This is a genomic window from Duganella sp. GW821-FHT07F09, from assembly GCF_059418705.1.
This window is the reverse complement of record NZ_JBWKQJ010000004.1, coordinates 245,817-266,741: the sequence shown is the minus strand read 5'-3', so window position 1 is coordinate 266,741 and position 20,925 is coordinate 245,817. Positions and strand designations below refer to the sequence as shown.

General features: G+C 63.7%; 14 protein-coding genes. All 14 read right to left on the bottom strand.

Annotation, left to right across the window (positions count from 1 at the left end):
- Positions 1-59: 59 nt before the first annotated feature.
- The 14 genes from AC07P1_RS12625 to AC07P1_RS12560 all read right to left on the bottom strand — a co-directional run bounded on the left by AC07P1_RS12625 (position 60) and on the right by AC07P1_RS12560 (position 20,764).
- On the bottom strand, positions 60-2,300 hold the full coding sequence (locus tag AC07P1_RS12625) for a DUF3141 domain-containing protein (RefSeq protein ID WP_494696136.1): 2,241 nt from the start codon (positions 2,298-2,300) through the stop codon (positions 60-62).
- A 144-nt stretch (positions 2,301-2,444) separates the two neighbouring features.
- Positions 2,445-4,277, bottom strand: a complete 1,833-nt coding sequence (gene typA / locus AC07P1_RS12620) for a translational GTPase TypA (RefSeq protein WP_494696135.1) — start codon at positions 4,275-4,277, stop codon at positions 2,445-2,447.
- A 309-nt stretch (positions 4,278-4,586) separates the two neighbouring features.
- Positions 4,587-5,522, bottom strand: a complete 936-nt coding sequence (gene truB, locus AC07P1_RS12615; RefSeq protein WP_494696134.1) for a tRNA pseudouridine(55) synthase TruB — start codon at positions 5,520-5,522, stop codon at positions 4,587-4,589.
- A gap of 18 nt (positions 5,523-5,540) precedes the next feature.
- Positions 5,541-5,963 (bottom strand): 30S ribosome-binding factor RbfA, encoded by a 423-nt coding sequence (gene rbfA, locus AC07P1_RS12610; RefSeq protein WP_494696133.1) that lies wholly within the window; start codon positions 5,961-5,963, stop codon positions 5,541-5,543.
- An 84-nt stretch (positions 5,964-6,047) separates the two neighbouring features.
- On the bottom strand, positions 6,048-8,921 hold the full coding sequence (gene infB, locus AC07P1_RS12605; protein WP_494696132.1) for a translation initiation factor IF-2: 2,874 nt from the start codon (positions 8,919-8,921) through the stop codon (positions 6,048-6,050).
- A 46-nt stretch (positions 8,922-8,967) separates the two neighbouring features.
- Entirely contained in the window at positions 8,968-10,533 is a 1,566-nt protein-coding gene (gene nusA / locus AC07P1_RS12600) for a transcription termination factor NusA (RefSeq protein WP_090316017.1), read from the bottom strand.
- Positions 10,530-11,018, bottom strand: coding sequence for a ribosome maturation factor RimP (rimP, locus tag AC07P1_RS12595; protein ID WP_315221180.1), 489 nt, complete (start codon positions 11,016-11,018; stop codon positions 10,530-10,532). The genes nusA and rimP overlap by 4 nt, the downstream gene beginning before the upstream one ends.
- 256 nt (positions 11,019-11,274) lie before the next feature.
- Positions 11,275-13,584: a pseudouridine synthase gene (locus AC07P1_RS12590; RefSeq protein WP_494696131.1), complete on the bottom strand. Its 2,310-nt coding sequence runs from the start codon at positions 13,582-13,584 to the stop codon at positions 11,275-11,277.
- Positions 13,571-14,365: an SMC-Scp complex subunit ScpB gene (gene scpB, locus AC07P1_RS12585; RefSeq protein WP_315221184.1), complete on the bottom strand. Its 795-nt coding sequence runs from the start codon at positions 14,363-14,365 to the stop codon at positions 13,571-13,573. Before scpB ends, AC07P1_RS12590 begins: the two co-directional genes overlap by 14 nt.
- Before the next feature lie 318 nt (positions 14,366-14,683).
- Positions 14,684-15,709: a glucokinase gene (locus AC07P1_RS12580; protein WP_494696130.1), complete on the bottom strand. Its 1,026-nt coding sequence runs from the start codon at positions 15,707-15,709 to the stop codon at positions 14,684-14,686.
- Positions 15,710-16,030: 321 nt separating this feature from the next.
- Positions 16,031-16,993: a VTT domain-containing protein gene (locus AC07P1_RS12575; protein WP_494696129.1), complete on the bottom strand. Its 963-nt coding sequence runs from the start codon at positions 16,991-16,993 to the stop codon at positions 16,031-16,033.
- Between the two features lie 59 nt (positions 16,994-17,052).
- Positions 17,053-18,792, bottom strand: a complete 1,740-nt coding sequence (locus tag AC07P1_RS12570) for an ABC transporter ATP-binding protein (RefSeq protein ID WP_494696128.1) — start codon at positions 18,790-18,792, stop codon at positions 17,053-17,055.
- A complete protein-coding gene (locus tag AC07P1_RS12565) occupies positions 18,789-19,829 on the bottom strand; it encodes an ABC transporter permease (protein WP_494696127.1) in 1,041 nt (346 codons plus the stop codon). Before AC07P1_RS12565 ends, AC07P1_RS12570 begins: the two co-directional genes overlap by 4 nt.
- On the bottom strand, positions 19,826-20,764 hold the full coding sequence (locus tag AC07P1_RS12560; protein WP_494696126.1) for an ABC transporter permease: 939 nt from the start codon (positions 20,762-20,764) through the stop codon (positions 19,826-19,828). Before AC07P1_RS12560 ends, AC07P1_RS12565 begins: the two co-directional genes overlap by 4 nt.
- Positions 20,765-20,925: the final 161 nt, after the last annotated feature.

Below are 20,925 nucleotides of genomic sequence, written 5' to 3'. Positions count from 1 at the left end.
CGTTGGCGGATTACGGCGTGCCGCCTAATCCGCCCTACGTGTCTCCGTGGTTTCTCGGCTTACGCTTCCTTTTTCTTCTTGCGCACCACGGCCAGCTTCGGCGCCTGCGGGCCGAACATCTCCGCCACGCGCTCCAGCCGCACGGCGCCGTCGCCGACCAGGGTACCGGTAGCGCCCGCCACTTGCCGCACGATGCCCAGGGCCGCCGCGCGCGCTTCCGGCTCGTCCGGCAGCAACAGCGGCAGGTCGCGCATCGCCGCCTCCTCATCGACCTGCAACATCAGATACTGCTCGCGCACGATGGTCTTGAATTGCGTCACACTCAACTCCTCGTCGTCCGACGTGCGCAAGCGCAGCTGGCGTATCGTCGCGAACGCGCGCTCGTCGGCGGCGCTCATCTCCGGACTGCGATAGATGTACAGCAGGCCGCGTATGATCGCCTCCGTCGCCCCGCCCTCGGCCGTCTTGGTCGCGGCCGCCGCGCGGAACGCGTTCAGCGCCGCCTCATGCGCCAGGTCGCGGCCAATGCGGCGCGGCGCGCCCGCGTCGGAGCGCAAGCCCACCAGCGCCTGCAACACCGGCGAGCCATACACATTGAGGAAGAACTTCTCCGTCGCCTCGTCGCGGGCGTCGCGATAGGCGTCCAGCGTGGCGACGATCTGCTTCGACATGTGTTCCTGCATCCGCAGGAAGACGTTGTCCTTGTCCACCGGACGGCGCTGCGCCCTGACCTTCTCGGCCAACGCCGGGATGCCGTCGAGCAGTTTGTTTTTGCTGGAGAACGCCGTGTAGCGCAAGCGCAACGGGTGCGACTCGCGCAGCCGTTCGGCGCTCTCTTCCGTCACCATGCTCTTGACGATCGGGCTGACAAACTGGCGGTACAGGCCCTGGTTGATTTCCGACACCCGCGCGACGGTCGCGAAACGGCGATCGTCCTCGGCGTCGTTGCCGCCCAGCGCGCGCAGCGCGTCCAGGCCGCGCCGTTCGAAACGCATGACGAAGTCGCCGCCCATCATGTCGCCCGCCGCGATCTCGGCCTGCAGCATCTCCTCGTCCTTGTCGAGGAACACCGCTTCGTACAAACCCGGCGGCATGATGTCGATCATGTCCATCGCGGCCGTGAATTCCTCGTGCTCCTTGTTGGCCACCGAGGCCGAGACGAAGATGCCCAGGTGTCCTATGCTCTGGTGCATCGAGTAGATGATGGTCTGGCCGCCGGCGACCAGCGCGGCGTCGTCCTCGTACAGGTCCAGCACCCAGCCGAGCGCCTGCTGCGGCGGCGTGATGTCGTCGCCCCACGAGCAAAACACGACGATCGGCGACTTGATGTTGCGCAGGTCGATGCGGCGGCCTTCGCTGTCGAGCAGTGCGGCGTCGCTCAGGCGGTTACCGACGAACAGCGAGTCGGCGATGTATTGCATTTCGCCGGCGTTGAGCAGCACCGGATTGCCCCACCAGCGCTCGAACTCCAGGAAGCGCGCCGCCTCGGTGTCGATCTTCGAATAAACGTTGTAGTTCTTGCTCCACATCGTGTTCGACGGGTTCATCTTCTCGAAATTCTCGACCAGTTGCGCGCCGTCGAAAATGCCGTTGCCGAGGTCGCCCGCCAAGGTGGTCGTCCACGTCCCGCCGAGCGCGCCGCCCAGGTAGCGCATCGGGTTCTTGCCGCGCACGCCGGCCCAGTACGACAGCGGCGCCCCGGCCAGCACCAGCGGACCGACCAGGTCCGGCTGCAGCGCGGCCGTCATCATGATTTGCCAGCCGGCCTGGCAATTGCCGATCAGCGCCGGTTTGCCGTCGGCCTGCGGATGCAATTGGGCCACATGGGCGATGAATTTCGCCTCGGCCCGGCACACGTCCTCGATGGTCTGGCCGGGCTCCGGATGGGGCAGGAAGCCGACGAAATAGCAGGGATGGCCGGCCTTGAGCACGACGCCGATCTCGCTGTCCTGCTTCATGCCGCCGATGCCGGGGCCGTGGCCGGCGCGCGGATCGAACACGATGAACGGACGCTTCGATGGATCGGGGGCCACGCCGTCCGGCGGCGCGATATAGCACAGGCCGTAGTTGACGGGACGCTCGAAGTCGCGGCCGTCCATAATGACTTCGAAAGCAAAACTGAGCACGTGCGGAGCGGTCTCTTCTGTGCGGAGATTGCGCTCGTCGCCGCGCTGGCGCAGCACGTCCATGAACAGCACGCTACGCTGGAAGGCATCGACCCAATAGTCGGTCGCCTGCCGGGCGAGAGCGAAGGGATTGGTCGGCCAGCCTGACCACGGATTCAACTTTTCGTCACTCACCTTGAGGCTCCTCAATACTGATTTATGCTGCCATGCGTCAAATTACTCCAGCACTGGTAAAAAGGCAATTGAATCCGCTGCCACGAAAAAAAACCCCGGAGGCTCCGTGGAGGCCGGGGTTTTCTTGTCAAGCGACGAAACCGATCAGGATTCGCGCGATGCTTTTTTACGCTCGTGCTCTTTCAGGAAGCGCTTGCGCAGACGGATCGATTTCGGGGTGATCTCCACCAGTTCGTCGTCGTCGATGAATTCAACGGCGTATTCCAGCGACATCTGAACCGGCGGCACCAGGCGCACCGCTTCGTCGGTACCCGACGAACGCACGTTGGTCAGCTGCTTGCCCTTGATCGGGTTGACGACCAGATCGTTGTCGCGCGAGTGGATACCGATGATCATGCCTTCGTACACCGGGTCGTTGTGGACCACGAACATACGGCCGCGATCCTGCAGTTTCCAGATGGCGTAGGCCACGGCGGCGCCGTCGTCCTGCGAGATCAGCACGCCGTTGCGACGGCCGCCCAGTTCGCCCTTGGTGTTGTCGACCGGAGCGTAGGCGTCGAACACGTGGCTCATCAAGCCGGTACCACGGGTCAGGGTCATGAACTCGCCCTGGAAGCCGATCAGGCCGCGCGCAGGAATACGGTATTCCAGACGCACACGGCCTTTGCCGTCCGATTCCATGTTTTGCAGGTCGCCACGACGACGGCCCAGTTCTTCCATGACGCCGCCCTGGTTGGCTTCTTCAACGTCGACCGACAGTTGCTCGAACGGCTCGTGGCGCACGCCATCGACCATTTTGAACACCACGCGCGGACGCGACACGGCCATCTCGAAACCTTCGCGACGCATGTTTTCGATCAGGATGGTCAGGTGCAGCTCGCCGCGGCCCGATACTTCGAAGATCGTGTCGTCGTCGGTTGGCGCCACGCGCAGCGCGACGTTGGCTTTCAGTTCCTTGTCCAGACGGTCGCGCAGCTGGCGCGAGGTCACGAACTTGCCTTCGCGGCCGGCCAGTGGCGAGTTGTTGACCATGAAGTTCATGGTCAGCGTCGGCTCGTCGACGGTCAGCATTGGCAGCGGGTCAGGGGTATCGACCGCGCACAGCGTCGAACCGATGCCGATTTCATCGATACCGTTGATCAGGCAGATGTCGCCGGCGACGGCTTCGTCCACCAGCACGCGCTCCAGGCCCTTGAAGTTCAGCACCTGGTTGATGCGGCCCTTGATCGGGGTGGCGCCTGGGCCATTGATGACCAGGACGTCCTGGCCGACCTTGACGGTGCCACGGTTGACGCGGCCAATGCCGATCTTGCCGACGTAGGACGAGTAGTCCAGCGACGTGATTTGCATCTGCAGCGGGCCTTCCGGATTGTCGTCGCGCACTGGAACGTGTTCCAGGATGGCGTCGAACAGCGGCTTCATGTCGCCGGAGCGGACGTCTTCGGTCAGGCCGGCGTAGCCGTTCAGGCCCGAGGCGTAGACGATAGGGAAGTCCAGCTGCTCATCGTTCGCGCCCAGTTTGTCGAACAGTTCGAAGGTCTGGTTGATCGCCCATTCAGGACGTGCGCCCGGACGGTCGACCTTGTTGACGACGACGATAGGCTTCAGGCCCAGCGCCAGTGCCTTGCGGGTCACGAAGCGGGTCTGTGGCATCGGGCCTTCCTGCGCGTCGATCAGCAGCAGAACGGAGTCGACCATCGACAGCACGCGCTCCACTTCGCCGCCGAAGTCGGCGTGGCCCGGGGTGTCGACGATGTTGATGTGGGTGCCTTCGTACTCAACCGCGCAGTTCTTCGACAGAATCGTAATGCCGCGTTCCTTTTCGAGGTCGTTCGAGTCCATGACGCGGTTATCGACCGCTTGGTTTTCACGGAAGGTGCCGGACTGGCGCAGCAGCTGATCCACGAGGGTGGTTTTGCCGTGGTCAACGTGGGCGATAATGGCGATGTTGCGAATTGCGCGTTTTGTAGTAGACATGGTCGTTATATTTGCTGAAAAACTGCGGGTGCGTACAAACTGTACGGGGGGTATTCCGGGATGTTCGTGGGCTACAACTGCTTAGCCAATTTCTGGAACCGCGTAGTATAGCATGTTGCGTTGCAACTCCTTAAAAAAATCGAGTATTTTCAAAGAGTTGCTTTGTGGTGCTTACACTCTCGGCCGGCGGCATGGATGAATCGAGGGATCACGTAGGGCGGATTAGGCGGCACGCCGTAATCCGCCATCTTTGGGCCGTCGGCGGCGCTCGGCGGATTACGCGCTGCGCGCTAATCCGCCCTACGTGTTTTAGATGGACGCCTCTGGCGCGGTGAAGGCGATCAGCCGCTCCGGCGCGAGGATGCTGTATTCACCCAGCATCGCGGTGCCGAGCAGCTTGTCGTCAAGGTAGACGCGCACCCTGCCCTGCTCCGCCGGCACCGTGACCGGCTCCTTGCCCAGCGCCAGCCGCTGGCCGTTAAGGAAGCGTTTGGCCAACTCGGCATTCAATTGCACCGCCGGGAAACTGGCCAGCAAGGCGTCGACCGGGGCCAGCAGACTCAACGGTTCTGCGTGCGCGGTCAGCGCTTCCAAGGTGATCATGTTGTCCATCGTCAGCGGGCCGACCTGCGTGCGGCGCAGCGCGTTCAAATGCGCACCGCAGCCGAGCGCTTCGCCGATGTCCTGGCCCAGCACGCGGATGTACGTGCCCTTGCTGCACGTGACCGTCAACTTCAGCAACGGCGCTTCGTACGACACCAGCTCCAGCTTGTGGATGACGACGTTGCGCGCCTCGCGCTCCAGGGTGATGCCGGCGCGCGCGTATTCGTACAGCGGCTTGCCGTCGCGCTTCAACGCCGAGTACATCGGCGGCACTTGCGCGATCGGGCCACGGAACTTTTCCAGCACCGCGTGGATCTGATCCAGTGTGACGTTGACGTCGCGCGTGTCGATGACCTCGCCCTCTGTGTCGCCGGTGTCGGTGGTCACGCCCAGGTGCACCGTGGTCTCGTAGGTCTTGTCCGCTTCCAGCAAGTCCTGCGAAAACTTGGTCGCCTCGCCAAAGCACAACGGCAGCAAGCCGGTGGCGAACGGGTCCAGCGTGCCGGTGTGGCCGGCCTTCTTGGCGTTGAGCACGCGCTTGGCTTTGATCAGTGCATCGTTGCTCGAGAAGCCGACCGGCTTGTCGAGCAACAGCACGCCGTCGACCAGGTCGCGGACTTTTTTAGGATGATTTTGCTTCATGGATGGGGCCGAAAAGGCTTATTCGGCGCCGTCTTTTTTCTCGTCGGCCGGTTTGGCTTCGTCGTCGTCCAGCGAACGCGTGGCGTTGGCCTGGTCGATCAGCAGCGACAATTCCATGCCGCGCGAGGTCGACGTGTCGTGCACGAAGTGCAGCGCCGGCAAGGTGTGGATGTGCAAGCGCTTGCCTAGCTGGCCGCGCATGTAGCCGGCGGCCGCCGACAGGCCTTCGACGGTCTGCTTGACCTGCTCCGGGCTGTCCTTGAGCATCGTGAAGAAGATCTTCGCGTGCGCATAGTCCGGCGTGACCTGCACTTCGGTGATGGTGATCATGCCGACCCGTGGGTCTTTCAACTCGTAGGCGATGATTTCGGACAGATCGCGCTGGATCTGGTCCGCGACGCGCTGACCGCGCTGCGGGATGGTTTTACTGTGTTTTGCCATGATTCGGTACTGCTTTCCATAAACGGCAAGTGGACGGGGGCTGTTGCCCCCGTCCACTCTACCTAGTCCTACTGTCCGTAACGATTACAGCGTACGGGCGATTTCCTGAACTTCGAACACTTCCAGGGTGTCGCCAACCTGGATGTCGTTGTAGTTCTTCAGCGACAGGCCGCACTCCAGACCGGCGCGCACTTCTTTCGCGTCGTCCTTGAAGCGTTTGAGCGAGTCGATCTCGCCGGTCCACACTACGATGTTGTTGCGCAGCAGGCGTACCGACGAGGCGCGCTTGACCACGCCATCGGTGACCAGGCAACCGGCAACCGCGCCGACTTTCGAGACCAGGATAACCTGGCGAATCTCGACCTGACCGATAACGGTTTCGCGCTTCTCCGGCGCCAACATGCCCGACAACGCCGCCTTGATCTCGTCGATCGCATCGTAAATGATGTTGTAGTAGCGAATGTCCACGCCGTTCGACTCGGCCAGCTTGCGCGCCTGTGCGTCGGCACGGGCGTTGAAGCCGATGATGACCGCTTTCGAGGCCACCGCCAGGTTGACGTCCGACTCGGTGATGCCACCGACCGCGGCGTGCACGACTTGTACGCGCACTTCCGACGTCGACAACTTCTGCAACGAGCTGACCAGTGCTTCCTGCGAACCTTGCACGTCGGTCTTGATGATCATCGGCAGGTTTTTGACTTCGCCTTCGGCCATCTGGTCGAACATGTTTTCCAGCTTCGCGGCTTGCTGCTTGGCCAGTTTCACGTCGCGGAACTTACCTTGACGGAACAGACCGATCTCACGGGCTTTACGCTCGTCAGCCATGACCATTACTTCTTCACCGGCTTGCGGCACTTCCGTCAGACCCTGGATTTCGACCGGGATCGAAGGACCCGCTTCGTTGATCGGCTTGCCGTTCTCGTCCAGCATCGCGCGAACGCGGCCATACGAGGAGCCCGCCAGAATCACGTCGCCGCGCTTCAGGGTACCGGACTGCACCAGGATCGTCGCGACCGGGCCCTTGCCCTTGTCCAGACGGCCTTCGACCACCAGACCACGCGCTGGCGCGTCGACCGGGGCTTTCAGTTCCAGAACCTCGGCCTGCAACAGAACCTGTTCCAGCAGCGCATCGATACCGGCGCCGGTTTTGGCCGAGACCGGCACGAATGGCGATTCGCCACCGTATTCTTCCGGCACCACTTGTTCGGCGACCAGTTCCTGCGTCACACGGTCGACGTTGCCGCCCGGTTTGTCGATCTTGTTGATCGCGACAACCAGGGGCACGCCGGCCGCTTTCGCGTGGGCGATCGCTTCCTTCGTTTGCGGCATCACGCCGTCGTCGGCCGCCACCACCAGAATCACGATGTCGGTCGCTTTCGCGCCACGGGCACGCATCGCCGTAAAGGCTTCGTGACCCGGGGTATCGAGGAAGGTGATCATGCCGCGCGGGGTGTCCACGTGGTATGCGCCGATGTGCTGGGTAATGCCGCCGGCTTCGCCCGACGCCACTTTGGCGCGGCGGATGTAATCCAGCAGCGAGGTCTTACCGTGGTCGACGTGACCCATGACGGTCACCACCGGTGCGCGCGAGACGGACTCGAAGTGAGCGTGCTCACCCTGGTCTGCCAGCAGCGCTTCCGGATCGTCCTGTTCGGCGGCGAAGGCTTTGTGGCCCATCTCCTCGACCAGGATCATCGCGGTTTCCTGATCCAGCACCTGGTTGATGGTGCACATCTGGCCCAGCTTCATCAGCTGCTTGATGACCTCGGATGCCTTGACGGACATCTTGTGCGCCAGTTCGGCCACGGTGATGGTTTCAGGGACGTACACGTCCTTGATGACCGCCTCGGTCGGCGCCTGGAAGTTGGTTTCGCGGTCGTCCGAGTGCGAGCCACGACGGCCGCCACTCTTGCCACCACTGCGCCAGCCGTCACGGCCGCCCGAACCGGTGTTGCCACGGCCCTTGTTGGCGGTGTTGCCCGGCGCGCCGCGTTTCTTGGCGTCGTCCGACCAGGTCGACGAGACATTGGCCGACTTGATCGACTTCTTGTCGGCGGTGACCGGCTTCTTGTCGCCCGGCTTGTCGCCAGGCTTGGCAACGGCGCCGGTCGCAGGCTTGTGCAGGGTGCCTTCGGCAACCTTGGCCTTGACGGGAACCGGCACAGGTTCGGGAGCCTTGATGGCGCGGCGTGGCGCGTTCATCATGGCCTTGATCTGGGCGACCTCGTCCGCCACGGCCTTGCGGGCGCGGTCGGTGGCTTCGGCTTTCTCGGCGGCTTCCTTGGCGGCGGCGGCGGCCTTCTTCTTGGCCTCGTCCGCCGCGGCTTTTTTCTTCTCTTCGGCGGCGGCATCGCTGGCGCTTGGCGCAGCTGCGGCGGCGCCGGCGTTGGTCGCGGCGGCGGCTGCCTTGGCGGCGGCTTTCTTCGCTTCGGCGTCGGCTTCCTTCTTCGCTTCGGCTTCGGCGGCGGCCGTGGCTTTGGCCTGGGCTTCCTTCTCGGCGTCCAGCTTGGCCAGGCGGTCTTGCTTCTCGCGCAGCTCGGCTTCCTGGCGCGCGATCAGTTCGGCCTGCTTGCGGGCGTCCTCTTCACGACGGGCCACCTCGGCCGCGTCCACCACCGGCGCCACGGGGGCGGGGGCGGGAGCGGCGACCGGCTCGTCGCGCTGGACGAAGGTGCGAACCTTCTTCACAGCGACCTGAATCGTGCGGGCCTTGCCATTGGCGTCGGCCTGCTTGATTTCAGTGGTTTCTTTGCGCGTCAGCGTGATCTTCTTCTTCTCGGTATCAGCCGATGCGCCGTGGGTACGACGCAAGTGATCAAGCAGCTTATCCTTATCATCTTTCGACAATGGATCTGACGTCGAACTTTTTTCGACGCCGGCAGAACGCAGCTGCGTCAGCAGCAAATCTGCAGGCATCTTCAGTTCGGTGGCAAATTGGGCTACGTTGTTACTCGCCATTCAGTCCTCTTTTCTATGTGTCGCGGAGATGATAAAGATACTCAAATTATGCCTTTGCAGATTCGGCAAGACTCCATGCCTTGGCCTGGAGGCCTTTGGCACGATCGTCGTACTTCGAGTCAACCAACTTCATCTCATCGTCGGTCACATCTTCAAATTCACTTGTAATCAGTGCGCGTGCACGGTCGGCGGACAGGGCCAGGATGGCGCCAAATTCGTCGTAGGCCAGTGCAGCAAATGCATCGACAGTCTTGATACCAGCCAGGCCCAGCTTGCCGGCGGTGATGCGGTCCATGCCTTCCAGACCGACCAGCGCCTCGTCCATGCCTTCCAGGCCTTCTTCCGAAGCGATCGCTTCGGTGACCAGGGCGTCACGGGCGCGGGTGCGCAGTTCGTTGACGGTATCTTCGTCAAACGATTCGATTTCCAGCATTTCGGAGATCGGCACGTAAGCGATTTCTTCCAGGCTGGCAAAGCCCTCTTCCACCAGGATGTCGGCGACTTCCTGGTCGACGTCCAGTTTTTCCATGAACAGTGCGCGCACCGCCGCGGTTTCCTGGGCTGCCTTGTCGGCCGATTCCTCGGCCGTCATGATGTTGATCTTCCAGCCGGTCAGGTCGGAAGCGAGGCGCACGTTCTGGCCGGAACGGCCGATCGCGATCGCCAGGTTTTCCTCGTCGACAACGACGTCCATCGCGTGCTTCTCTTCATCGACCATGATCGACGACACGTTGGCCGGAGCCAATGCGCCGATGACGAACTGGGCCGGGTCTTCCGACCACAGCACGATGTCGACGCGTTCGCCGCCGAGCTCGCCGGTGACGGCCTGTACGCGCGAACCGCGCATGCCGACGCAGGTGCCGATCGGGTCGATGCGCTTGTCGGCCGTGTAGACGGCGATCTTGGCGCGCACGCCGGCGTCGCGGGCGGCCGATTTAATTTCCAGCATGCCTTGCTCGATTTCCGGCACTTCCAGCTCGAACAGCTTCATGATGAAGTCCGGCGCGGTGCGCGACAGGATCACTTGCGGGCCGCGCATATTGCGGTCGATACGCAGGATGAAGGCGCGGACGCGGTCGCCGATACGCAGGTTTTCCTTCGGAATCATCTGGTCGCGTGGCAGGCGGGCTTCGATCTTGCCCGACTCGACGATCGCGTCGCCGCGTTCCATGCGCTTGATGGTGCCGGTCACGAGCGAATCGCCGCGTTCGAGGAAGTCGACCAGGATCTGTTCGCGCTCGGCGTCGCGCACACGCTGCAGGACCACCTGTTTGGTGTCTTGCGCGAAGCGGCGGCCGAATTCGACGGACTCGATCGGTTCTTCGATGTGGTCGTCCACTTCGATGTCCGGAATCTGTTCCTTGGCTTCGAAGTGCAGGATTTCCTGGTCCGGCAGTTGCAGGCCCGCCTCGTCGGGCACGACGTGCCAGCGGCGGAAGGATTCGAACTCACCCGACTCGCGGTCGATCGAAACGCGGATATCGACTTCACCTTCATAGCGTTTCTTCGTGGCTTGCGCCAACGCGAATTCCAGCGCGCCGAAAACGACATCTTTATCGACGTTTTTTTCACGCGCCAGCGCGTCTACCAATAACAAAACTTCGCGACTCATGCTTTGCGTCCCTTAAAATCCACCTGCGGCACCAAGCGTGCCTTATCCACGTCGGCGAGCGTAAACTCCAACAGCGCCGGACCATCATTGCTATCAAATTCCAACGACAAATTATCGCCCTGGGGTTCTTGCAGAACGCCCTGGAACGATTTCCGGTTGTTCGTACCCGGCATTGCGGTGCGCAGCTTGACGATTACCTCGTAACCGGCAAAACGCACGAAGTCTTCCAGCTTGCGCACCGGACGATCCAGACCCGGCGACGAGATTTCGAGGCGTTCGTAATTGACGTTCTCGACTGTCAGCACGTGCGACAGCTGGTGGCTGACCGTGGCGCAATCCTCCACGGTGATCGGGCCTTTTTCTTCCGCGTCGGCTGCGCTGAAATCGATAAACACGCGCAAGACTCCGCGCTCGGCCCGTTCGACATCAACCAGCTCGTAGCCCAGACCCATGACGGTCTTTTCAATTAGTTCCGGCAGCTGCAAGAAATTCTCCAAATCAAGGCCTGTTTGCAATTATTCAAAACAGGCCGTACAAAACGCTTTAACAAAAAAAAAATGGGCATCTGCCCATCTTCTTGTAATACCTAGCCAGATGAAAGGATTCTTGGGAGCTACCCGCGAAGAACTTTTACTAGGCTGGTTATTATAACCTTATCTGGTCTGCGCCGCAATCGGCGCATAACACAAATAAGGTCAATGGACCAGAAAACAAGCGGCCTGTTTGGCAGCCGGGCCGGGATTAACCCTTGCGGCGACGCGGCATGCCATGGTCGATCGCACCACCGCGTGGCGGCTGGTTGCGGCGCGGCGCGCCGGCGTTGCCGAAGCCGAAAGTCGTCTGCAACGGATCGGGCTGGCGCGGACCACGGCTCGGACCTTTGGCCGACTGGCCGCCGCCCATACCGCCCTGGCCGCCTTGACCACCCTGACCCTGCGGACGGCCCTGGCCTTGCGGACGGCCCTGACCCCCACCTGCGCTGCGCGCCGGGCCTTCGCCCAGCGGACGGCCACCGGCGTAACCGCCGATACCCTGCGGACGACCACCCGGACGGCCCGAACCTTGCGCGCCGCCTGGACGGCCCTGGCCGCCACCCTGGCCTTGGCCATTGCCGCCCGGACGACCCGAGCCCTGCGCGCCACGGCCATTGCCGCCGCCGTTGGGACCGCCGGCACCACCGGCGCCATTGCCCGGACGGCCCTGGTTACCGAAACGCGGACCGCGCTGCTGCTTGGCGAAAGGCATCGCGTTGTCGTTGCTGACATCGGCGCGGTTGAAGTTCGGCTCGTCGCCATCATCCTCGTCGTCGTCATCGTCGCGGTCGTCGAAGTCGGCGCGGCCGCGCTGCGGACGCTTTTCCGGACCTTTGTTCTGGCCGGTCGGCTTGGCTTGCTGCGGGCCTTTGCCGCGCGGCGCGGCAGCCGCCGGCGCATCGCTGCCTTTTTTGTCGACGCCGTAGGCGGCCAGCAGGTCGCGCACGGTGTTTTCTTCCATCTCTTCCCAACGGCCGCGCTTCAAGCTGCTTGGCAGGGTCATCGCGCCGTAGCGGGTACGGATCAGGCGCGACACGGTCAGGCCGATCGCCTCGAACATGCGGCGCACTTCACGGTTACGGCCTTCGCCGATGATCACGCGGTACCACTTGTTGATGCCCTCGCCGCCGCCGTCGGCGATCTTGGAGAACTGCGCCAGGCCGTCCTCCAGCTCGACGCCGGCCAGCAGTTTCTGGCGCATGCCCTCTTCCAGCACGCCCAGGGTACGCACCGCGTATTCGCGGTCGATGCTGTAGCGCGGGTGCATCAGGCGGTTGGCCAGGTCACCGGAAGTCGTGAACAGCAGCAAGCCTTCGGTGTTGAAGTCGAGGCGGCCGATGGCCAGCCACTTGCCGGCCTTCATCGTCGGCAGGCGGTCGAACACCGATGGACGTCCGTCCGGATCGTCATGGCTGACGATCTCGCCGGCCGGCTTGTGGTACACCAGCACGCGAGGCGGCTTCTTGCTGACGCGGCGCTGGAGCAATTTGCCGTTGATACGCACGGCATCGGCGGGCAGGATGCGCTGGCCGATGTGGGCCGGCTCGCCGTTGACCGACACGCGGCCGGCAACGATCAGCTCTTCCATGTCGCGGCGCGAACCGAGACCGGCTTCGGCCAGCACCTTGTGCAGTTTCGGCGCGTCGTCGTCCGACGTCAGGTCGCGGCGCACGGCTTTCGGCGCGTTGCGGCCCTTGCCGGTTTCCTCGCTGTCGAAGGCGTCGGAAGTGACGTACGAGAATGCGGCGTCGGCATCATAGGCCTTGCCGGCATTGCCGAAGGCGCCATGGACGCGCTGCGGCTTCGGTCCCTTGCCGCCGCGGCCGCCCTTGCCGTTGCGCTGCTGGCCGTCAGGACGCGGACCACGCCCGTTGCGCGGCTTGCCGTTCGGCTCGGCGCCCTCTTCTGCCGGCGCCGCTTCGCCTTCGGCCGCGACCACCGGCTCCGGACGTGGCATCGTCGCCTCGCGCAGCGCGCGTTGCTCGCGCATCTGGCGCGGACCGCGTGGACCGCGCGGGCCACGGTCGCTGCGCTCGCGCTGGGCGGCTGGCTGCCCCTCCGCACCCGAACCGGCTGCGGCAGGAGCGGCTTGCGCTTCCACTGCCACGGCTGGCGCGGACGATTCGGCCGAAGCCGTTACGGCGGCGACCGGCTTCTTGGCGCGTGGCGCCTTGGCCGGCGCTTTGGCCGCTTCTTCAACCGGCGCGGCTTGCGGCGCCGATTCAACAGCCTGGACAGCGTCGACGACAGCCTTGGCGACCGGTTTGGCGCGCGGCTTTTTCACCGGCACGGAAGCGTCGGCGGCAGGAGCGGCAACTGCAGCGGCGGCGACGGGCGCGGCGGCTTCAACGGCGGCTTCAGCCTTCGGCTTGCGCTTGGCCTTGGCGGCAGGCGCGGCCTCGGCGGCGCCGGAGGCGACCGCGTCGGCTTCGATCTGTGCTTTGGTGCGGCGTTTTGGCTTGGCGACCACTTCTGCGGTGGCGTCGTTGACTGTCTCGGGGGTATTAGATTTGTTCATTATTCGTTTCTTGGTTGTGCTCAGCGTCAACCGTTAAATCTGGCGCATGGTCGTGATTGATTGCTTGCTGGCCGGCTTCCGGGCTAGTCGCGGCGTCTACTGCTTCGTCGGCCACTTGCAACTCGCTATCCGTACCATCTCGTTGTTGCGCGACGCTTTCGCTGTGCGCGGCTTTGTCAAAGTTCTCTTGCAGGGCCGCCTCCAGCGCCTCCATATCCGGACCGCCGCCCTGCACATCGCTCAATTGCTGCAACGGCGGCAGCTGGGACAGCGAATTCAATCCCAAATCATCCAAAAACTGCTTGGTCGTCCCCAGCAACGCCGGGCGGCCCACGACGTCGCGGTAACCGATGGCGTCCACCCAGCCGCGGTCTTCCAGCATTTTGATCGTCTGTGAATTGACGGCGACGCCGCGTATCTCTTCGATATCGCCCCGCGTGACCGGCTGCCGGTACGCGATGATCGCCAGGGTTTCCAGCGTCGCCCGCGAATATTTGGGCGGTTTTTCCGGATTCATCCGGTCCAGGTACAGCTTCATCTCAGGGCGGCTCTGGAAGCGCCAGCCGGTCGACAGGCTGACCACTTCGATGCCCTTGCCGGCCCAATCGAGCCGCAGTTCTTCCAGCAATTCCTTGATCGTATCGGAACCTACTCCGGGACCGCGCGGCCTGCCCTGGTCATCGACATCGACATACAGCTTCTTCAGACTGTGGATCGACAATGGCTCATGGGCGCATAGCAAGGCGGTTTCGAGGACTCTTTTAGCCTCAGCTGTATCCATAGCAATCTTGTGGTTGCATTGTCATGCAAAGAAAGAAATCAATCACATTCAGTGAGGCACTGGCCGCATTCAAAATGCCGCCTGCCGGAGTACTCGCTGAAGCTGTTTTCCGAGCCCGGGCGATACGCGCCGGGCGGGAGAGAGGGGCATGCCGACGACGACCGAGGCCGCCGCTTTTCTACGTGAAACGCGACTGCGAAACGCGATTTTCGGGCGAAAACATGCGAAACCAATCAATGACGTTTCATCCTACAAGCCGAATTGTACCTGATAAAAGCGCAAAACGCGCGTTTCGGCCACATCGAAGTGTAACTTGCCTTACGCGGCGGCAAGCCGTTCCGACAAGATTGCGGATACGCCAACAAAGGCCGGGTACTCGGCGGTGATGACCCAGGTGGGCACCTGGCACAGGTATTTGTTGAAGCGGCCCTTCTGTTCGAAGCGCGCGCGGAAGCCGGATTTATCGAAACGTTCGCCCAGGCGCGGCACGATCCCGCCGCCTATATAGATACCGCCCTGCGCGCCCAGGGTGATGGCGATGTTGCTGGCGATGGTGCCCAGCATGCGGCAGAAGGTCTCGATGACGTCGTCGCACAGCGGGCATTCGCCGGCCAGCGCGCGGGTGGAGATGTCGGCCGCGCTCAACGGCTCGGCGGTGACGCCCTGCTGGTCGGCCAGCGCACGGTAGATCAGCTCGATACCGGCGCCGGACATCAGGCGCTCCGCGGACACGTGTTCGAATTCCTTCCAGGCGAATTGCAGGATCGCCACTTCTTTGGCGTTGACCGGCGAGAAGCTGACGTGGCCGCCCTCGCTCAGCAGCGCGGTCCAGCCGTCCTTGCCCGGGATCAGGCCCGAGACGCCCAGGCCGGTGCCGGCGCCGATCAGGCCCAGCGGCGTGCCGGGCACGGCCACGCCGCCGCCGACCTGGTGTTTTTGCGCCGCCGACAGTTGCGGCAGCGAACTGGCCAGCGCGGTGAAGTCGTTGACGACCACCAGGATGTCGAAGTTCACTTCGCGGCGCAGCGCCTCGATCGAGAACTGCCAGTGGTGGTTGGTCATGCGCACCATGTCGCTGGTCACCGGGTTGGCGATGGCGATGGCGCCATTGCGGATCCCGGTGACGCCCTTGCCGGCCACGGCCGGCGAGCCGAGGTAGGCGACCAGCGCATCGGCGATGGTCGGGTAGGCGGCGCAAGGCAGCACTTCGATCGCCTCGATCTTGCCCGGCGCGGTCTCCAGTGCGAAGCGCGCATTGGTGCCGCCGATATCCGCTAGCAGACGCGGGCCGCCGGTGTAGTCGGTGGTCGGGGAGGATGGCGATTGAAGGGACTGGGCTGTCATGGTCGGTCGAAAATAGTTGAGGCCTAAGCTTAAGGTATTTTCACTATTCCAGGCAAGCGGAGTTTGTAGTTTTAGTACAGTTAAGTATCGTTTGCCACAGGAAATTACTTTTCAGAATTTAGTTTGAGTAGTATGACTACCCGGCGCGGCGCGCCGTCGGGTTGCGTCGTTGGCGCCTCATGGCGGATTACGCTGCGCTAATCCGCCCTACGTGGAACACGTGTACCCACAGTTAGGCGTACCCCGAGACACCACCGAGACACGTAGGGCGGATCAGGCGGCACGCCGTAATCGGCCGCGATCCGCCGATACATTGTCCGGCTACGCCGCCGGCGCCGTATCGATCGTTTCGTTGGCCGCCGGCTCGCGCGTGCCGAACCGCGCGTTCCACGCATCGAGGCCGCCATGCAACGGCCGCGCCAGCGTGAACCCGTGCGCCTTCAACTCCTTGGCCACCTGCGCCGCCGTCACATCGTTGGGGCAACTGCAATACACAACAATATGCCGGCGCTTATCAAGCGCGATGATCTCCGTGCTCGGCTCGCCGCCCTTGAACAACAACGCGCCCGGAATCGCCGGCTCCAGCATCTGCGCCGTCACGCTGCGCGCATCGACCAGCACCGGCTCATGGCCCTCCTCCAGCAACTGCTTGAAATCGTCCACCGTCACCCGGTCGATCTGCACCGACTGCCGGAAACGCTTGCGCTCCACATACTTATACGCGACAAACAGCGCCAGCAGCGCCGCCAACACCATCAGCGCCGTCGAGCCCAGATCGCTCAAGGTGGTCAACACCGAATCGATACTGGCATGGAAGAACGCGCCGATCGCGATGCCGGTGCCGCTCCACAATGCCCCACCCAGCACGCTATAGCCGAGAAAAACCTGATAGCGCGTGCCCATGGCCCCGGCCAGCGGCGAGGCGATGGTGTTAAAACCGGGAATGAACTTGGCCACGATCAGCATCTTCGGCCCCCACTTGGTAAAGCTGTCCTCGGTCTGGCTGACGCAATAATCGGGGGAGAGCGAAATCCTGCACAGCAGCTTGAGGATGCGCTTGCCGTAGAAGCGCCCCATGCGGAACCAGAAACCGTCGCTGATCAAGCAGGCGCAGATGGCCGCCGCCAGCACGGCGGGCCAGCTGAAGTCGCCATCGACGGACAAGGCGCCGGCGACGATCAGGATCGGGTAAGCAGGAATCGGCATGCCGATCTGCTCGATCAGCACGATCGCAAACACGATCAGTACGCCATATTCTTGCAGTAGTTGGATTAAATTCGGCATCCGTATATCTTAACTTAAAAATCGCTTAACCGTTCCCTGCGCGCGCCCTCGGCGGCCCCTCACGCCCGCCCGGCGATGGACGCCAGCAAGGTCCGCGTGTAGGGGTGCTTGGGATCGCGATACAGCTCGTCGGAACCGGCCATCTCCACCACCGCGCCCTGCCGCATCACCATCACCTGGTCGGCGATATATTTCACCACCGACAGGTCATGCGAGATAAAGATGTACGACAGCCCGAACTCGTCTTGCAGGTCCTGCAACAGGTTGAGCACCTGGGCCTGCACCGACACATCCAGCGCCGACACCGACTCGTCGCACACCAGTATCTCCGGCTTCAGCGTCAGGCAGCGCGCGATGGCGATCCGTTGCCGCTGGCCGCCGGAAAATTCGTGCGGATAGCGCTGGAACGCGGATGCCGGCATGCCGACCTTCTCCAGCAACGCATAGGCGGCGGCGGTCCGCTCGCGGTCGTCGGCGCCGATGCGGTGGATGCGCATCGGCTCCAGCAATATCTGGCCGACGGTAAAGCGCGGGTTCAGCGACGCGTACGGATTCTGGAAAATGATCTGGATGCGCCGCTTGTAGGCCTGGAACTCGCGCGCCGTCATGGACAGCAAGTCGCGCCCCTCGAACATGGCGCTGCCGCCGGTCGCCTGGTGCAGCCGCAGCAAGGTCAGGCCGACCGTCGTCTTGCCGGAGCCGGATTCCCCCACCACGCCCAAGGTCCTGCCGCGCGCCAGGGTGAACGACACATTGTCGACCGCCTTGAACTCGCGCTTGCCGAACCAGCCCTCGCGCAGATAAAAGCTTTTGCTCAGATTGTTCACCACCAGCACCGGCTCATCGTCCGGCCGGTAGCCGCGCTCGCGCTCGAGCGGATGCAATAAAGTGACGCCCTGCCCCTCGGCGATGTCGCCGCCATCAACGCGCTGGCGCTCGCCGGCCTCGGCCTCCTTCATATAATCGGCGATCACCGGCAAACGCCAGGGCCGCTGGTCCAGCCTCGGCCGGCAATGCAACAGCGCCTTCGTATAGGCGTCCGCCGGTTCATCCAGCACCTGCCGCGCCGCGCCGGCCTCGCGCACCTCGCCATGGCGCATGACGACCACCTGGTCGGCGATCTCCGCCACCAGCCCCAGGTCGTGCGTGATCAGCAACACCGCCATCGCGCGGCGCTTCTGCAAATTGGCGATCAGCTCCATGATCTGCTTCTGGATCGTCACGTCGAGCGCCGTGGTCGGCTCGTCGGCGATCAGCAGTTTCGGTTCGCAGGCGATCGCCATGGCGATCATCACGCGCTGTTGCTGGCCGCCGGACAGCTGGCCGGGATAGGCGTCGATTTTCACCGCCGGATCGGGTATGCCCACCTCGTCGAGCAACGCCAGCGTGCGGCGGCGCGCCTGCGCCCGCCCCATGCCCAGATGCAGGCGCAGCACCTCGCCGATCTGCGCCCCCACCGTGAACACCGGATTGAGCGACGACATCGGCTCCTGGAAGATCATCGCGATCTCCTTGCCGCACAGCGCCCGCCGCTGCGCCGCCGGCAGCGACAGCAACTCGCGGCCGTCGAAGCGGATGCTGCTGGCCGGCCCGATGACGGTGGTGTCCGGCGCTAGCAGTCCCATCACCGCCAGCGAGCTGACCGACTTGCCGCTGCCCGACTCGCCCACCAGCGCCACCGTGCCGTTGCGCGGCACGGTGAACGACACGCCCTTGACGGCTTCGACCGTGGTGTGGCGGTCGACCCGGAAGCCGATCCGCAACGCGCGCACATCGAGAAGGATATCGTCGGCCATCATTTCACCTTCGGATCGAGGGCGTCGCGCAGCGCGTCGGTCAGCAGCGAGAACGCCGTCACCAGCAAGGCCATGGCGATGGCTGCGGCCGTCAGTTGCCACCATCGACCGAGGATCAATTCATTTTGCGCCTCGTTCAGCATGCTGCCCCACGACACCACGCCGACCGGCACGCCGAAGCCCAGGAAGCTCAGAATGACCTCGGCCTTGATAAAGCCGACCACCAGGATCGACAGCTGCACCAGCGCCACATGGCTGACATTAGGGAAAATGTGCGAAAACATCTTGCGCCAGTGCGAGGCGCCGATGGCGTCGGCGGCCAGCACGTATTCGCGCCCCTTGTGCTTGATGTACTCGGCGCGGATCAGCCGGTACGGACCGGTCCAGCCGGTCAGCCCGAGGATCAGCACGATGGTGGCCACGCCGCGCTGCTGCAGCACGGCGGCCACCGCCAGTATCATCAGCACCGACGGGATGGCGGTGAAGATGCTGTAGAACCAGTTGAAGACGTCGTCCACCACGCCGCCCCAGTAGCCCGACAGCGCGCCGAACAAAGTGCCGATGCCGACCGCCAGCGCGGCCGCCGCCAGGCCGACCACGATCGACGTCTCGCCGCCCTTGATGGTTTTCTTGATGATGTCGTGTCCCCATTTATCGCCGCCGAACGGCAAGGTGGCGCGGCGGCCGGCGGCCTCGCCCTGCGGCGCCGCCTGGGCGCGCGCGGCCAGTTGCGCCTTCAATACGCGGATGTCGTCGGCCAGCGGATCGAAGGGATTGTCCGGCAACGCGGCCCGTTGCTCCGCGGCGGGCGCGGCGGCCACGCCGGCAACCTTGGCGCCGACAAAGCCCGGTGGCGCGTAATTGACGCCGACCTCGTCCTCCCAGTCGGCGGCGATCAGGCCGCCGGCAGACAACACCAGCATCAGCAGGAACGCCGCCACCACCGCCAGCGACAGCATCGCCACACGGTCCGCGCGCAGCCGCCGCCACGCCAGGGTCCACAGTCCGGCCGGCGGTCCCGCCAGGATCGCGGCCGTCATGCGAGCTTCACCCGGGGATCGAGCGCCTGGTACATCAAATCCGTCAGCAGGTTGAACACCATGGTCGCCACCGCCACGTACACGGTGATGGCCTTAATGACAGGAAAGTCGCTGCGCTCGACCGCGAGGATCACCTCGCGTCCTATGCCGGGGATGCCGAAGAAGCGCTCCAGCAGGAAGGCGCCGATCAGCAACGCCGGCAGGCTGGCCATCACATGCGTGACGATGGGAATGGCGGCGTTGCGCAGCACGTGCACCCACATCACGCGCCGCTCGCCCAGCCCCTTGGCGCGCGCCGTGCGCACATAATCCTGGCCGACCTCGTCGAGCACGAAGCTGCGGTACAGCCGCAAGGTCGGGGCGATCGACACCGCCAGTCCGATCAGGATCGGCAACGCCGCGTAGCGCAGCAGGTTCTCGCGCAAGCCCTGGCCCCAGCCCTGCACCGGGAACAGCCCGAGCTTGTACGCCAGGCCGTACTGCAACACGATGATGTACACCAGGATGCTGATCGACATGCCGACGGTGCAGGCGATCATCACCGCGCGGTCGGTCAGCGAGCCGCGCACGAAGGCGACCGCCAGCGCCAGCGCGATGCCGATCAGGGTTTCCAGCAACGTCAGGGGAATGAGCACCGTCAGCGACGGCCCCAGCCGCGTGGCGATGATGTGCGACACCGGCTCGCCGGTCGCCCAGCTCAGGCCGAAATCGAAGGTGACGATCTGCCGGATGAAAATCCACAGTTGCATCGGGTAGGACTGGTCGACCCCGAGCTGGTGGCGGATGTTGGCGATGGCCTCGGCGTTGGCCATCTTGCCGGCCAATAGATAGGCCGGATCGCCGCCGACCCAGTTAAACAGCATAAACACCAGCAACACCACGCCCAGCATCGTCGGCAGCATCTGCCATACGCGGCGCACCACAAAAGCCCCCATCCCGCGCCTCTCCCCATGCCGACGTTACGCAATCCAATTTTCCATCCGGGCAGTTATACCCGATCCGGCAGCCGCTGACTACGCCGGGCGGCGGCGGTAAGTATCGGTGGCCGCGACAGCCGCTGTCCGACCGAATTATAAGCAGCCTCGACTGAACAAAC